The following is a 17,071-nucleotide window of genomic DNA, read 5'->3' on the forward strand; positions in this document are numbered from 1 at the left end:
AGTTCCTAAAGTGAAAAAACATATTATCTATACATATAGACTTCTGACTTCGGACTAATCTATATAACCTCTTTGATTTTTTTATTGTTCCCAACAATCCAAATTACATCGCCGTTGTCGAACACAAAGTCGGATGAAGGATTCAATATCCGATCAGCACCACGTTCAATACCCACAATTAGTGCCTGTGCTTTTTCGCGGATCCCTGCATTTCTGATACTCATGCCATAAACAGGCGATTCGGCATGAACAATAACCTTTTGCAAGGTCATTTCTTTATTCGGGAAATTATTTTCTTCGGCTGTTTCCGGAGCATCAACTTCTAAAAGTGCCTTAACAGCGGCCAATTGATCATCAGCACCAATCAACAATAGTTTGTCGTTAGGATAAAGCCGCTCGTCTCTGCCTGGCGTTGGGATATTGTTTCTTCCACGTTCGATTAAGGCAATATTTACCCCATATTTTTCCCTGATCATTAATTCGGTAAGCGTTTTTCCTACCACTTCCGATTCAGGTGAAACAGTAAGTTCTGTGAGGTGGGTATCCCAAGGCAAAATGTCAGGTTTTTGATTCTCACGGGCATTTAAATTCAACATGAAACGTCTTTCCAGCTTATCATAAAAAGACTGCAGTTTCCTGGAGAAGATAACCATGCCTAAAATAATCAGGCCTAATGCGATTACAGCTGCAATCCAGGTGTCGAAGAATTCATACATTAAAAATCCTACAAAGAAGATCCCTAAAGCTATTCTGAAAAATTCGATGGCAATTAACGGACCACGGGTATATTTTTTATTCAGCCAAAGGTGAGAATAGGCTGTTCGTTGAATCCTTCGGATAGATAATGCCCATAAAAATGGCGACATTAAAATGAACGAAACCACTACGCTGATGATAATAGAAGTTAAGCTATTGGAAATATTGCTTACAATAAAAGGCTGAACATATCGGTAAGCCAGAAATATGATTGCTATGATGATTACCGAGTGGATAATCGTATTAAAAATATAAGACCTTAATAGAACTTTCCAATCGCTTAACGTGGTAATCCCTTCAGTACTGGAGCTGTATCTTTCTATACCATCAAGCCATTTTTTTGGTAAAACGCGGTTTAAATACTGGTAAAAAGGTTCGGATAGTTTAATCAGGTATGGTGTGGTAAAGGTTGTAATAGCTGCCGCTGCTACAGCGATTGGGTAAAGGAAATCGCTGGTTACTTTAAGGGTTAATCCTAATGAGGCAATGATAAATGAAAACTCACCAATTTGTGCCAAACTCATGCCCGATTGTACCGAAGTTTTTAGCGGCTGACCAGACAATAACGCCCCTAAAATGGTAAATATGATTTTCCCAAAGATGATAACCACGGTAGCCACTAAAATGGGAACAGCGTATTTAACCAGCATCGAAGGATCAATCAGCATACCAACTGAAACAAAGAAAACCGCGGCGAATAAATCTTTTACCGATTTTGTTAAGTGTTCTATTCTTTCGGCCTGCGTAGTTTCGGCTAAAATAGAACCCATAATAAATGCACCTAAAGCCGGAGAAAACCCAACCTTATCGGCCAGTAATACCATCACCAAACACAAACCTAAAGATACCACCAGCATGGTTTCATCATTCATTAATTTTTTGGTTGCTTTAAGAAATGAAGGGATTAAAAATATTCCACCCAAAAACCAAAGCACCAAAAAGAATGCTAGTTTTAAGATAGAATACAGCATTTCTGTACCTGCCGACTGCTGGCTTACGGCCAACGTAGAAAATAATACCAATAACAAGATGGCCACCAGATCTTCAACAATTAAAACCCCGAAAACCAGACCGGCAAACTTTTTATGCTTTAGGCCAAGTTCTTCGAAGGCTTTTATGGTAATCATGGTTGAGGATATGGATAAGATTCCACCTAAAAACAGGCTGTCCATATCTTTCCAGCCCATTGCTTTACCAACCAAGTAACCTGCCAGAATGATAAAAAGGACTTTCACAATCGCGGTGATGGAAGCGGAACCGCCAACTTTAACCAGTTTTTTAAAGCTGAATTCTAAACCAAGGCTGAATAAAAGGAAAATTACACCAATTTCGCCCCAAATGTTAATACTCTTGGTATCGGTAACAGAGGGAAAAAATCTAAATGAGAACCAACCAATAGGCCAGCCAGTATATAGCCCAGAACGAGGGGCTGTTTAATTTTTTAAATATAAGAGTGGTTATTCCTGCGGCAGCAAGGATTAATCCTAAATCGGCTATTAAATCGGGTAAATGCATCTATATAAAAAGTAATGTTGTTTAAATAATTTATTTCCAGCTATAATTGATACCTGGCATTTTATAACCCACATTGAAGTGGTTAATAATGAAATTACTTACCAAAAAACATGTTTTGGATAGAGCATCTTAAACAGGCACCAATAATTATGATTTAATCTTTTGATTACAACTTTTGTATTGATGGTTTTGTTCTTTAAAAAAAGGAATAGCCAAAAAGTGATGAGAACAAAAGCACTGGAAGATATTTTTACAATAGAACTGTTAATAAAATCTTTTTGCAGGCTTTCATTATCCTGATTGAAACCAAGATTAAGGTTGATGTTTTTTTTACAGGAAAAGAAACTGATTTTAGTGTTTTTTAATGCGGCATCATTTCCTTGTTTTTGCGATGCGAAGACCGCAAAATTAATGGAGATAGATAGAAAGAAAATGATGTAAAAAACCCTCATTGCCGCTAATATAACGAAAATAAGGCTTTTTTGAAAGGGAAATCTGATTTAAACAGACTTAAATACCCTTTTGACTTAGATTATTAAAATTGAGTTTATAAAATCACTCTCATCTCGAGTTACCGTCATTTCGAGCGGAGTGCAACGAAGTCGAGAAATCTGTTTAGATAGATCTCTCCATTCCACTGCGTTTCAGTCGAGATGACAATCGAGCTGGATACCCTAAAAAAATCACCTGTTAAAATAATTGAGCGTCGCTTCTTTATCTTTTTGCAATTGGACGGTAAGCGCTTCTAATCCGGTAAATTTTACATCGTGACGTAAGAATTTCAAGAAATTCATCTTGATGTCCTGTCCATAAATTTCCTGGTTAAAATCGAAAATATTAACCTCAATATTTCTGGTCATCCCATTAATGGTTGGACGCTGCCCGATGTAGGCCATGCCTTTATAAGTTTGGAGTTTGGCGTTTTGCGTTTGGAGTTGATCCACCGCTAAGCCCTCAACGCCCAGCGCTGAACCAATCTCAACTTTAACGGCGTAAATGCCATCGCCTGGAATCAGTTTATATATTTCTTCTACAAAAATATTGGCTGTTGGGAAACCAATTGTTCTGCCTATTTTATCGCCTTTAATTACCCTTCCGAAAATAGAAAAAGGATAACCCAGATAATCATTTGCTAAACTTACGTCGCCAGCCAAAAGTGCCTGTCGAATTTTGGTCGAGCTTACTGCAACATCATGAATATCTTGTTCCATAATTTCCTCCACACTAAAACCATAATGTAAGCCGGCGGCTTTTAAATCATCTAGGTTGCCAGAACGGTCTTTACCAAAACGATGGTCATAACCAATAATAATATGCCTGGTGCCAATGTTGTTTACCAGTATGTTTTTTATGTAATCTTCAGGCAGTTGATTGGAGAAATCTCTGGTAAATGGTGTGATGATTAAATGATTTACCCCTAAACCTTTTAAAATTTCTGCTTTTTCAGTAATTGTGTTAATCATTTTTAGATCCTGATTTTCAGGATCAATGATCATTCTAGGGTGTGGGAAAAAAGTTAGTATTACACTTTCTCCTTTATCAGATTTTGCTTTTTCTACCAGTTGTTTGATGATTTTTTGGTGCCCGAAATGTACACCATCAAAAGTGCCAATGGTTACAATGGCATTATCTAATTTCTTAAAATCCGAAAGGTTGTTGTATATCTTCAATGGGATGGAAAATTAATGTAAGGCATGGCGTTTAACTACCCCGCCCTTTAAATCGGCAATTTGTTGTTGTATCACAAAGGCATCCGAATCAATCTGCCGGATAGCAGTCTGTAATTTGCTCATTTCTAGTTTGGTAACCACGGTAAAAATAATGTCTATATCTTTCTTTTCTCCGTAACCACCTTCGCCTTTATAAATGGTCACACCTCGTTTCATTTCGTTAATGATGAATCCTTTTATAGCTTCCTGATGTTCTGAAATAATGGTCACACCTGTATATTGTTCTATACCGTTTACGATAAAATCGATGGTACTAGATGCGGATAAGTATGTTAGAATGGCATAAAGCGCAGTTTCGATGTTTAAGAAATAAGCTGCGAAGGCAAAAATAATGATGTTTAAAATCAGGATGATATTTCCAACAGTTAAAATGCTGTTTTTACTGATGTAAAGCGCTAAAACTTCTGTACCATCAATTACACAGCCGCCACGCATGGCCAATCCGATTCCTCCGCCTAAAAACAAACCACCAAAAAATGCAATAAGTAATTTATCGTGTGTAATGGGCTGAAAGGGCAGTATAATTAGCGCCAGTGAGAGCGCAGCAATGGCGATAGCAGTTTTAATGGCAAAGCCTTTACCAATCTGCCTATAACCTAAAATAACAAATGGGATATTGATGATAGCAATGAGGTACGATAAATTCCAGCCAGTTAAGGTGCTTAGCAAGAGGGAAATACCAGTAACACCACCGTCAATAAAATGGCTCGGCATTAAAAAGCTTTTTAGGCCAAAACACGCCGAAGTTACACCAGCAATAATTAAAAGAATTTCTTTTACAAACCTGGTGTGCCTGTTTTTGATTCGGTTCATGCTTCTGTTTCAGTTTTAGCTTCTTCTTTTTACTGCGAATATAATTAACAAGTTCTAATACCTCAAACGCATCTTTTAGTAAAAAGTTTCCGCTTCGGGTACGGGTAAGTTTAGAAAGGTAAGCGCCGTTATTTAAAGTTTTACCAAAATCGGATATTAATGAACGGATATAAGTACCTTTGCTACACACAATCCTGAAATCGATTTCTGGCAGTTCGATCCGTGTAATTTCAAATTCCGGTACACTTACAAAACGTTTCCTTAATTCAACCTCTTCACCCAATCTTGCTTTTACGTATAAACGTTCACCATTTACCTTGACTGCTGAATGTGCAGGCGGATATTGCTCGATATTGCCAATAAATGGTTTACAGGCAGCATAAATTTCTTCTTCGGTAATGTGGCTGATGTCGAAGGTTTCATCAACCTCCGTTTCCATATCAAATGACGGGGTAGTAGCGCCCAAAATCATGGTGCCGGTATATTCTTTCTCTTCAGCCTGAAAAGTGTCTATCTGTTTGGTTAGCTTGCCGGTACAGATAATCAATAAACCTGTAGCAAGTGGATCTAAAGTGCCGGCATGACCAACTTTTAGTTTTAGTGGTTTTAAAGAATTACGTATTTTGCCAACCACATCAAATGAAGTCCATTTGTATGGTTTGTTAATTAAAAGCAATTCGCCTTCAGCAAAATTGAAGTCTTTGAATTTAGAATTTTCGGTACTCACAAATCTTTTTTGCGCAAAGATACGGATTCAATGTGGTTTGCTTAAGTTTTTTTAACCACAGATGTATAAAGATAAACACGGATGATTATTATCTGTATGCATCCTTTTTATCTCCCGAAAATCGGGACAAGTTGTGGTTAAAATATTTACATGAATTATATGATCTGTAAGTTGTGTCCGCTTAATAACAGGATGATAATGATTAAACCAGCAGCAATTCTGTACCAACCAAAGACTTTGAAACCATGTTTGTTCAGGTATCCGATAAAACTTTTAATAGCCAATAGTGCTACCACAAAAGCAATAACGTTACCGATAATTAGAAGATTAGTTTGATCATGGGTAATGGTGTGCCCTTCTTTGTAAAAATCGTACAGTTTTTTCGCGGTTGCAGCAAACATAGTCGGTACCGCAAGGAAAAATGAAAACTCAGCGGCCACTTTTCTGCTTAATTTCTGACTCATCCCACCAACAATAGTTGCTCCCGAGCGCGATACACCTGGTAACATGGCGATACATTGAAAGAATCCAATTTTTAAAGCGGTTAAATAAGTTACCTTTTCTTCTTCCAATACCGTGGGTTTATTAAACCATTTATCAACAAATAAAAGGATGATCCCCCCAATTAGCAGAGAAATGCCTACTGCCATCGGACTTTCCAATAATTCGTCGATTTTTTTGCTTAATAACAGGCCAAATACAGCCGCAGGAATAAAGGCAACAAGCAATTTAATGTAGAAAGTTATTGATTTGAAGAATCTCTTAAAATAGAGTACAACCACCGAAAGTATTGCGCCCAACTGGATGACAATGGTGAAGAGTTTTACAAATGGTTCGGATGCGATGCCCATAAATGATGATGCAATAATCATGTGACCAGTGCTCGATACAGGTAAAAATTCAGTTAATCCTTCAACAATTGCAAGGACAATAGCTTCAAAAGCGTTCATATTTTTAGGAAAGGAAGGAAATAAATAAAACGCTCAATCAATTAATTAAGCGTTTTAATATAATCCTAATAGGATAAATTTATTTTTTTAAGATTGCATAAATACCAAAAGCAAAACCTGCCAATACCACTATCGGAGCCAATAAAGTTCTTCTGAAGTCGTAAATGTCACCAGTAGTGCCCATCATCAAGATAAAACCAACCGCTACAATTGCTATGCTGATTAACAATAACTGATAGTTTTTTTGGTAAAAACCAATTCGCTTTTAACGTCCTTTACAACCGGACTTGTTTTTTTCTGCCATTATCTATAAAGATGATAAGATTTTAAACGTAAATATCTGCTTACTGCAAACCATGTACTAATGCCTGTTATAAAAATACCCACAATTAAAAGGCCTGTAAATACGAAGCCAAATTCCTGGTAGTTATTTAAAATAATAATCTCAGGTACCTCTTTGCGGGCATAAATTAAAGTTGCCAATAAAATAATGATGGCAATAAATGCCGCAATCAGGCCGTGCAAAGCAGCATACAATAAGAAAGGACGTCGAATAAAATTTTTCGTTGCACCAACCAGCTGCATACTTTTAATTAAAAAGCGCTGTGAATAGATTGCTAGTCTTATCGTGTTGTTAATCAGTGCGATAGAAATGATTAATAGCAACGCTGCGAATGCTAAAATAATTAAACCAATAGTATTGATATTTTTGTTTACCATATCAATTAAAGAACTTTGGTAAACCACTTCTTTAACTACAGGATTCTTAGAAATACTTGTTTTTAAGGCATCTATACTTTTATTGTTTGCATATTCTGCTTTTAAATACACATCAAAGGTAGATGTTAGTGGGTTGTAGCCTAGGAAGTTAACGAAGTCTTCACCTAAATCCTGTGTTAAATTTCTGGCTGCAAGTTCTTTATTTACATATTGAGTTTGCTTTACCGCCGGGTTCGCATTTAACTCTTTTTGGAAAGCCAAAACATCCGCTTCTTTTGCACCTTCATCAACAATAATGTTCAAAACGATGTTTTCTTTAACGTAGTTAGACAGGTTTTTGGCATGTACAAGTACTAAACCAAGTAGCCCCAGCATCAATAAAACCAATGCAATACTGATTATAGTAGAGATATAAACGGTTTTGGTTTTCTTAGATGCATCACTCACTTCGAATTCTTCCATGTATTTCATTTTTGTTTCTGCGAAAATATAAATTATACCTGATAAACACCAATTAATGATTGTTAAATGAATACTAACGTATGCGATTAGCTTTTAGTTTGAAGATTAAATTCCATGGCAAATCTGATTCTTTTTCGAATGCCGGTACGAAATTTGCTAAAACGGCGTTAATTATGGATATCTTAAAACTAAATTTAACTATGAAAAGACAAATTACAATTCTAAGTTTATTAATGCTTCTTACCTCAACCATTATTTCATGCAAAAAAGATACTACTTCTTTAAAAGCTCAAATGATGGGCCGTTGGACTTTAAATAGGATTGTGACCACAGGTTATACTGACCAAAAACTTAATGGAGACGTTAATTATGGCAAAACCACTGATTATATTGATTATAAATCAAATAATGATGACCAGGTGGAGATAAGTTTATCTGGAAACAGGGCAATTGGTGAGTATGTGATCATTTATTCTGATCAGTTTAGTATGAGTATTAATGATGGTCTTAATTATTGTAAAATAAACAGTCTTACTGCAAACAAATTAGAGTTTACTGCTAAAATTGATAAAACAAACATTACTAAAGTATATTATTTATCAAGATAAAATCTTAATCCCCCGATTATTTGCTTTGCCATTGGTTTTTAGATCAATGGCATATTTTTTTTGCGAAGGTATATTATAGCCATGGTGTCGGTTGTTACCAATTGACACTGAATCGCATAAGCTTCATTTTATTTTCGTGGTGTCAGTTGTTACCAACTGACACTAAAAACACATATTCTAGATATTTCATTATTTTAAGTAACCGATAGTCAGATCGTAACATCTGACTACACAAAAGGTGCCGGGGTTTTACTCTTAACTTCTTCTTATTCTGCATTTCTGCTGGCAAAATAATATCATGAATCTCCTTTTTTAAGCCCCTTAATTTCCGTATTTTCGCCCCTTTAAAAAATTAAAACTTGCAATGGATTACCAATTCAAAGAAATAGAACAGAAGTGGCAGAAATTCTGGGCAGATCATCAAACATTTAAGGCCGAAAGCAATTCTGAAAAACCAAAATACTATGTGTTAGATATGTTTCCTTATCCATCAGGAGCAGGCTTACACGTTGGTCACCCACTGGGTTACATTGCATCAGATATTTTTTCGAGATACAAACGCCTTAAAGGTTTTAACGTATTGCACCCGATGGGATACGATTCTTTCGGATTACCAGCGGAGCAATATGCGATACAGACCGGACAACATCCGGCCATTACTACTGAAGCAAACATTGCAACTTACCGCCGACAGTTGGATCAGATCGGTTTTTCTTTTGATTGGAGCAGGGAAGTACGTACCAGCGAGCCGTCTTATTACAAATGGACGCAGTGGATTTTTATGCAGTTGTTCAACTCGTGGTATAATATTGAGAACGACAGGGCAGAAGATATTACCACCTTGATTGAAAAATTCAACGCATCGGGTACTGCTGATGTAAAATCGGTTTGTGACGAAGATACAAAAGAATTTCTGCCAAGCGACTGGGCAACTTTTACTGATGAAGAGAAACAGATCGAATTGTTAAAATACCGTTTAACTTATCTTCGCGAGAGTACTGTAAACTGGTGTGCAGCTTTAGGTACCGTTTTAGCAAATGATGAAGTAAAAGACGGTTTTTCAGAGCGTGGCGGTTTCCCGGTTGAGCAAAAGAAAATGATGCAGTGGAGTATGCGGATTACTGCTTATTCAGACCGGCTTTTGCAAGGTTTAGATACGATTGACTGGCCAGAGCCAATTAAAGAAATGCAGCGCAACTGGATAGGCAAAAGTGTGGGAGCATCTGTTAAATTTCAGGTAGAAGGAAAAGATAAACAGATTGAAGTGTTTACCACGCGCGTAGATACCATTTTTGGCGTTTCGTACCTGGTTTTGGCTCCGGAACACGAATGGGTTGCAGAATTGACGACTCCCGAACAGAAAGAGGACATTGCAAATTATATCGCTTTAACGAAAAAGAAATCGGAATTAGACCGTATGGCTGATACCAAAACCGTATCCGGTGCTTTCACAGGTACTTATGTCATAAATCCGGTAAGTGGTGAGCGCGTTCAATTATGGATTGCTGATTACGTATTGGCTGGTTATGGAACAGGTGCGGTAATGGGTGTGCCAAGTGGCGATCAACGCGATTGGTTATTTGCTAAACACTTTAATTTACCGATTATCCAGATTTTGGACGGGCAAAAAGATATTGATGTGCAGGCAGATCCGACCAAAGAAGGGAAATATATCAACTCTGGTTTTATTAACGGGTTGACTTATAAAGAAGCTGTAGCATTCTTGAATAACTGGTTAGAAGTTGAAAAAGTTGGAAAAGCCAAAGTGAATTTCCGTCAACGCGATGCGATTTTCGGTCGACAGCGTTATTGGGGTGAACCGATTCCGGTTTACTTTAAAGATGGGTTACCATATTTGGTAAATGAAGAAGAATTGCCTTTGTTGCTTCCGGAAATTGATAAATATTTACCGACTGAAACAGGTGAGCCACCATTGGCCAGGGCTGAAGACTGGGTACCTAAAGATGGCGGACATTACGAATTAAGCACCATGCCGGGTTGGGCAGGAAGCAGCTGGTACTGGTACCGGTATATGGATGCCAATAATGACGCAGAATTTGCTTCGAAAGAAGCAGTTGAGTATTGGAAGGCTGTCGATTTGTATATCGGTGGTTCTGAACATGCAACTGGTCACTTATTGTACAGCCGTTTCTGGAATAAATTTTTGAAAGATTTAGGTTATACCAAGGAAGAAGAGCCTTTTAAAAAACTGATTAACCAGGGGATGATTCAGGGTAGGAGTAATTTTGTTTATCGTATTAACGACGAGAACGGAAAACCTACCAATACTTATGTTTCTGCCGGTTTAAGAAAAGAATATAAAACTTCAGCTTTACATGTTGATGTAAACATTGTTGAAAACGATACGTTAGATCTGACGAAATTTAAAGCCTGGAGAGAGGAATATGCCAATGCAGAATTTATTCTTGAGGGTGGAAAATACATTTGTGGTGTTGAGGTAGAAAAAATGTCGAAATCAAAATTCAATGTGGTTAATCCTGATGATTTGATTGAACGTTACGGAGCCGATACTTTGCGCATGTACGAAATGTTCTTAGGTCCGTTAGAGCAAAGTAAACCCTGGAATACCAATGGCATTGAAGGGGTATTTAAGTTCTTGCGTAAATTCTGGCGTTTGTTCCACAACGAAGACTGGACTTTCCATGTAAATGATAATGTACCTACCAAAGCGGAGCTGAAATCGCTGCATAAAATCATTAAAAAAGTACAGGATGATATCGAACGTTTTTCTTTCAATACTTCTGTATCGAGTTTCATGATTGCGGTAAATGAATTAACGGATCTTAAATGTAAAAACCGTCAGATTTTGGAAGATATGGTGATTATTCTTTCGCCTTATGCGCCACATATCTGTGAAGAACTTTGGGTATTGTTAGGTAACGAGGCTGGAACTTTATCCTATACTGCTTTCCCAACATTTAAGCCTGAGTATCTGGTAGAAGATGAGTTTGCTTACCCGGTTTCCATCAACGGTAAAATGAAAATGAACCTGAATTTGAGCTTAACTTTAGCCCAACCAGAAGTAGAAAGTATTTTATTGGCTGATGAGCAATTCCTGAAATTCTTAGATGGGAAACCAACCAAAAAGATCATTTTCGTTAAAGGAAAGATTATTAACGTGGTGGTTTAGAGAGGTAGAAGGCGGAAGGTAATAGGGTGGAGGGTTTTCCTTGCGCTTGCCTAAGCTAGAAATATAAAAAGTTCCGTCATTCCCGCGCAGGCGGGAATCTTAAAGCTATCGGATTGCGATTCCTAATCAAGTTGGGAATGACGCGGCGTTTTAATTCATTGATTATCAGATTAGACTAAAGCGATAAAAAACAAAACCCGGACTACGTTTCGTAATCCGGGTTTTTTATTTCTTTGGGACAGGTCCCAATAGAAAGGTCGTCATCTCGACTGAAACGCAGTGAAATGGAGAGATCTCCTTAGCAGATTTAGCTTCGCTGAGCACTTCGTGGTTCTCGGCTGTGCTCGAAATGACGATTGCACTGATATTAATTTGTAAATAATATACCTATTCAGCTATGTATCGTTCAGGATTTTGTTGCTAAATATAAATTAAACCTTCAGCCTTCCACCTCAAAAGCCTATCTATCTCCTCTTTTTCTGTTTCCACCAAATCTCCTGTTGTTGCTGGCATTACGTGGCTTACCACTCATATTGCCATCACCACTTTTTAGCACCGCCGCCGCCTTTAGATTGGGCTTGTGGTTTGCGTTTAACCTGATTTTTGGCTAACATACTTTCCCAGCTTAACGGGTAAGGGTGGTCGTCAACTACTGGCAACGTAATTTTGATCAGTTTCTGGATATCCAATAAGTATTCGTTTTCCTCTGCATCACAGAAAGAAATCGCAATACCGTTTGCACCAGCACGACCGGTACGGCCAATTCTGTGAACGTAAGATTCAGGAATGTTTGGTAACTCAAAATTGAAAACATGTGATAACTGATCAATATCAATACCACGTGCAGCAATATCAGTCGCTACCAAAACACGGATTTTTCTATCTTTAAAATCAGTTAATGCCCTTTGACGGGCATTTTGCGATTTATTACCGTGGATAGCAGCAGCTTTAATACCAGCATGAGCCAAATCCTTAACAATACGGTCTGCACCATGTTTGGTACGGGTAAAAACCAAAGCAGTTTCGATCTTTTTATCTTCAAGAAGATGGATCAATAATTTCTTTTTATCAGGTTTGTCTACAAAATACACCGACTGAACAATTGTTTCGGCAGTAGAAGAAATAGGGGTGACCTCTACTTTTGTCGGACTAGATAAAATCGTATTCGCCAACTTCTGGATTTCATCTGGCATGGTTGCCGAGAAAAATAAAGTCTGACGTTTAGCTGGTAATTTAGCTACTACTTTTTTCACATCGTGAATAAAGCCCATATCGAGCATCCGATCAGCCTCATCCAGTACGAAAAGTTCAATGGTATTTAAGCTAATGAATCCCTGGTTCATTAAGTCTAATAAACGGCCAGGTGTTGCCACTAAAATATCAACGCCTTTTCTTAGGGCTTCGACCTGCGAGTGTTGGTTTACACCCCCAAAAATTACCAGATGACGTAAGTTTAAGTGGCGGCCATAAGCTTTAAAGCTTTCTTCAATCTGAATGGCAAGCTCGCGTGTAGGCGTTAAAACTAAAGCCTTTATGTTTTTAGTTGCTTTGGTGTTGATGTGTTTTTCGTGCAATAACTGCAACATCGGAATAGCAAAGGCAGCAGTTTTTCCGGTACCTGTTTGTGCGCAACCTAATAAATCTTTGCCTTTTAATATTGTTGGAATGGATTGCTCCTGTATTGGTGTTGGTTGTGTATAACCTTCGGTCTCAAGGGCCTTTAAAATGGGCTCAATGAGGTTTAATTCTTTGAATAACATGTATTTTCTGTGTAATATTTATCGAAGAAGCTAGAACAATCATTTGTTGAAGGACTAACTTGCGGAGAGAATATGCCATTCAGAATGGCAAGCCCTTATTCCTGCTTCAGGTGCAAAGATACAAAAAATGTATAAAGAATGTGTTTTTTGATAAATGTAAATCTCAATCATTATGTTGATTACGCGTGTAAGCCTATTATATTACATCATAATCTTTTTAGTTAGTATTTTGTATATATATAATTTGTAGTATAATTATTTTTTATATGTATATTTATTTTAAATAAGTGTATGTTTTACACTAGTTTATATTTATTTGTAAAATACCACTATGTAAATCATAAATAAAGCAACTAACAATCTTACCTAACCAACCTACTTATGAGAAAAAAACTACTCCCTAATAGAAGAAATCAATTCTTCCTGCATCCTCCGTCTTTTAGCGGTTGTAAATCCTTTAAAGCAAGTTAATTAATACACCATCTTAACAGAGACAATAAACTGATGTTGTCTGTTTATCAGATATCAGAAGTATGAGTACGCATTATTAACCTAATCATTATAAACCTATGAAACAAAATCTATTTTGTATCAAGAGGAGTTTTCTTCTCTTGTGTTTGGGGATGCTATTTGCCCTTGGTGCAATGGCCCAATCAAAAATTACTGGTAAAGTTGTTGCCAGTGATGACAAATTACCTGTTATTGGAGCCACAATTAAAATTAAGAATGCCGCCGGAGGTACCACTACTGATGCCAACGGAACGTTCTCTTTGAATGTAAAGCCTACTGATATTTTGGTGATTTCTTTTGTTGGCTACGGGAATAAAGAAGTGGCAGTGGGTAAACAGACCAATATCACTATTATTTTACAGGCTGAGAATAACAATTTAACAGATGTGATTGTAACCGGTTATTCTTCTCAGCGGAAAAAGGATTTAACCGGTGCCGTTGCTGTGGTTAACATGGAACTATTAAAAGCGCAACCGGCTGCAAGTGCGGTAGAGGCCCTGCAAGGTAAAGCAACGGGTGTGCAGATTATAAACGACGGTGCGCCAGGCTCAACACCACAGATCAGAATCAGGGGAATCAGTACCATTAATAACAACGAACCACTTTATGTTATTGATGGCGTTCCTTTTGAAGGTAAATTATCATGGCTTAACCAAAATGATATCGAAAGCCTGCAAGTATTGAAAGATGCGTCTTCGGCATCTATTTATGGCTCAAGGGCAAATAATGGTGTGGTAATCATCACCACTAAAAAAGGGATAGTTGGTGCACCCAAAATCACGCTCGACTCTTATTATGGTACACAGGTTCCCAGAAAAAACAGTTTTCCTGAAATGATGAATCCCCAGCAATATGCACAGTATATATTTGACGGTTATGCCAATGCGGGGCTACCAGTTGCAGCAGGAAAAAATTATGGTTCTGGTTCAACTCCTGTATTGCCGGAATATTTGGTGGCCGGTTTAAGCCTTGGTCAGGATGTTACTGCTGCTGATGCAGACCCTTCTAAATACAACTATAGCCGTGATCCTGATCTTTTTTATCAGATTACAAAAGCAAATAAAGCGGGTACCAACTGGTTTGATGAAATTACTGAAGTCGCGCCTGTTCAAAATTATCAGCTTAGCGCTACAGGAGGTGGAGAAAATGCAACTTATACTTTCTCTGGTGGTTATCTGGATCAGAAAGGAACCATAAAATACACCGGATTTAAGCGGTTCAATTTTAGATCGAACACCAATATTTCAGCATTTAATAAAAGGGTTCGCTTTGGTGAGAATGCACAATACAGCTATTCAGAAGGCTTTGGTTTGGGTGTAAACCCGAATGTTTCTGGTGATTATCAGGATCAGGGAAGTGCACTGGGCTGGGCATACCGGATCCCTACCATTATTCCGGTTTACGACATTGCCGGAAATTTTGCCGGTAGCCGCGGAAGCCAGCTGGGAAATGCTGAAAATCCTGTTGCTTTTCTGTATCGCGCAAAAGACAATAAAAATAAAAGTAATTTCTTTTTCGGAAACGTTTACGCGGAGGGCGATATTATTCCTGGATTGGTATTAAAAACCAATTTCGGTTTGCGTTATGAAAACTTTAATGGTTTATCTATGCGTTATCCAAACCTGGAATTTTCTGAAGGTAACAATTCGAATAACCTGAACGAATATCAGGGGTATAATACCGAATGGACCTGGACCAACACTTTAAATTACAGTAAAGTATTTAATGAAAAGCATAGGGTAAATGTATTGGTGGGTACTGAAGCCATCAGATCACGATCAAGACAGCTAAATGCCGGAAGAAATGGCTACTTCATTTTAGGCAGTCAGGATTATTACTACCTCAATACAGGTTCATCTAATATCAGCAATTCGAGTTACGGATCAATTGGCTCCCTTTTCTCGCTATTTGCCAAAGCAGATTATTCTTATCATGACCGTTATCTGGCTAGTGTTACGATTCGCCGTGACGGTTCTTCTAACTTCGGCCCTGCAAACAAGTACGGTTATTATCCGGCAGCGAGTGCAGCATGGAGGTTATCGGAAGAAGAATTTATGAAAGATGTTAAATGGATCAGCGATTTAAAATTGAGGGTTGGATATGGCCAAACCGGTAACCAGCGAATACCTCCATATCAATACATCAACAGATACCAGAGTTCTATTGTTAACTCAGCCTATGCTGTTGGCGGAGGCAATGGCCTTACTACCGGTGTGTGGCAAAATGCTTATCAAAATCCGGATGTAAAATGGGAATCGTTAAAAGCCTTAAATGTTGGTCTTGATTTTACGCTAATTGGCGGTGCCATTGACGGATCATTAGACTGGTACAACAAAAAAACTTCCGATATGCTTTATAATTTGCCATTACCATCGAGCGTAGTTGGTTTAGGTAGTTCGCCTTATGTTAATATCGGTGATATGAGCAATAAAGGGGTCGAATTTAATGTTGCTTATCACTACGGAAGAAGCGCAGATAACCCTTTTAAATTTGACATTGGTTTAAATCTCTCCAAAAACGACAATAAAATTGTGAGGTTAGCGCCTGGTATTTTTAATCAGATTTATGGCAATTACAGAAGCTTACAGACCAGTGTTTTGCAGGAAGGTGAGCCTTTCGGATCTTTCTTTGGATACAAAACAGCCGGAATCTATCAAAGTACAGCAGACATTCAAAATAATCCTTCGTACGCAGGCGCAAGGGTTGGCGGTTTGCGTTACCAGGATATCAATGGCGATGGTATAATCGATCCTAAAGACCGTACCATTATCGGCAATCCGAATCCAGATTTTACCTATGGTGTAAATTTAAATGCATCTTACAAAAACTTCGATATTTCCGCTTTCTTATACGGTGTTCAAGGCAATGATTTGTTTGAGGCGACCCGTTATTTTACTGATTTTCCATCTTTTGCCGGTGCTAAAAGTACAAGATTGTTAAACGCCTGGAGTTCGAGTAATTCTTCAAGCCTTACCCCATCTGCTTACGTGGGTGCATCAGATGTTGAACTGGCTTCTTCAAGTTATTATGTTCAGGATGGTAGTTTTTTAAGGTTGAAGAATATACAGATCGGTTATTCAATTCCAACAGCTAAAGCATTCGGACCAAAATCGGGTATTACCAGAATCAGAGTTTATGTAAGTGCTACTAACCTTTTCACCATTACCAATTACACAGGTCTGGATCCGGAGGTGAGTCAAACCAGAGATGCTGCTTCTTCTGTAGGAAGTTCGGGCCCTCCTGCCGATACTTTTTCGGCACTTGGGGTTGATAAAGGCGTTTATCCTTCGCCACGTCAGTTTTTAATCGGTATTAATGTTGGATTTTAATTAAAAGATATCAAAATGAAACATATAAAATATATTCTTC

At 37.9% G+C, this 17,071-nt stretch carries 11 protein-coding genes and 1 pseudogene; 3 read left to right on the forward strand and 9 right to left on the reverse strand.

The genetic code is table 11. The features are described from left to right. Positions 1-59 precede the first annotated feature (59 nt). The 8 genes and pseudogenes from ACQ86H_RS05495 to ACQ86H_RS05530 form a co-directional block, all read right to left on the reverse strand. Positions 60-2,153: a cation:proton antiporter gene (locus ACQ86H_RS05495; protein WP_431295343.1), complete on the reverse strand. Its 2,094-nt coding sequence runs from the start codon at positions 2,151-2,153 to the stop codon at positions 60-62. A gap of 216 nt (positions 2,154-2,369) precedes the next feature. Continuing rightward, the gene (locus tag ACQ86H_RS05500) at positions 2,370-2,723 is read right to left on the reverse strand and encodes a hypothetical protein (RefSeq protein ID WP_138818321.1); all 354 of its coding nucleotides are present in this window, start codon (positions 2,721-2,723) and stop codon (positions 2,370-2,372) included. 231 nt (positions 2,724-2,954) lie between these two features. Next, positions 2,955-3,941: a bifunctional riboflavin kinase/FAD synthetase gene (locus ACQ86H_RS05505; protein ID WP_431294090.1), complete on the reverse strand. Its 987-nt coding sequence runs from the start codon at positions 3,939-3,941 to the stop codon at positions 2,955-2,957. A gap of 12 nt (positions 3,942-3,953) precedes the next feature. Beyond that, positions 3,954-4,715 (reverse strand): YitT family protein, encoded by a 762-nt coding sequence (locus ACQ86H_RS05510; protein ID WP_431294091.1) that lies wholly within the window; start codon positions 4,713-4,715, stop codon positions 3,954-3,956. Positions 4,716-4,836: 121 nt separating this feature from the next. Continuing rightward, positions 4,837-5,541, reverse strand: a pseudogene (truB, locus tag ACQ86H_RS05515) (tRNA pseudouridine(55) synthase TruB); the annotation flags it as partial. A gap of 155 nt (positions 5,542-5,696) precedes the next feature. Beyond that, positions 5,697-6,491 carry an undecaprenyl-diphosphate phosphatase gene (locus ACQ86H_RS05520; RefSeq protein ID WP_138818317.1) on the reverse strand — a complete coding sequence of 265 codons (795 nt, stop codon included), beginning with the start codon at positions 6,489-6,491 and terminating at the stop codon, positions 5,697-5,699. Between the two features lie 79 nt (positions 6,492-6,570). Then, positions 6,571-6,720 carry a DUF3098 domain-containing protein gene (locus ACQ86H_RS05525; protein WP_431294092.1) on the reverse strand — a complete coding sequence of 50 codons (150 nt, stop codon included), beginning with the start codon at positions 6,718-6,720 and terminating at the stop codon, positions 6,571-6,573. A 74-nt stretch (positions 6,721-6,794) separates the two neighbouring features. Continuing rightward, positions 6,795-7,673, reverse strand: coding sequence for a cell division protein FtsX (locus ACQ86H_RS05530; protein ID WP_138818315.1), 879 nt, complete (start codon positions 7,671-7,673; stop codon positions 6,795-6,797). Positions 7,674-7,771: 98 nt separating this feature from the next. Between ACQ86H_RS05530 and ACQ86H_RS05535 the strand changes: the two genes are divergently transcribed. Then, positions 7,772-8,281: a hypothetical protein gene (locus ACQ86H_RS05535; RefSeq protein ID WP_431294093.1), complete on the forward strand. Its 510-nt coding sequence runs from the start codon at positions 7,772-7,774 to the stop codon at positions 8,279-8,281. A gap of 364 nt (positions 8,282-8,645) precedes the next feature. After that, positions 8,646-11,432, forward strand: coding sequence for a leucine--tRNA ligase (gene leuS / locus ACQ86H_RS05540; RefSeq protein WP_431294094.1), 2,787 nt, complete (start codon positions 8,646-8,648; stop codon positions 11,430-11,432). Positions 11,433-11,971: 539 nt separating this feature from the next. Here the strand turns inward: leuS and ACQ86H_RS05545 are convergent. Beyond that, positions 11,972-13,192, reverse strand: coding sequence for a DEAD/DEAH box helicase (locus ACQ86H_RS05545; RefSeq protein WP_431294095.1), 1,221 nt, complete (start codon positions 13,190-13,192; stop codon positions 11,972-11,974). Between the two features lie 569 nt (positions 13,193-13,761). On the opposite strand from ACQ86H_RS05545, the gene ACQ86H_RS05550 reads away from it, so the two are divergent. Beyond that, positions 13,762-17,031 carry a SusC/RagA family TonB-linked outer membrane protein gene (locus tag ACQ86H_RS05550; protein WP_431294096.1) on the forward strand — a complete coding sequence of 1,090 codons (3,270 nt, stop codon included), beginning with the start codon at positions 13,762-13,764 and terminating at the stop codon, positions 17,029-17,031. Positions 17,032-17,071 lie beyond the last annotated feature (40 nt).

The organism is Pedobacter sp. P26, from assembly GCF_050632135.1.
In the GTDB taxonomy this organism is placed as follows: Bacteria; Bacteroidota; Bacteroidia; order Sphingobacteriales; family Sphingobacteriaceae; genus Pedobacter.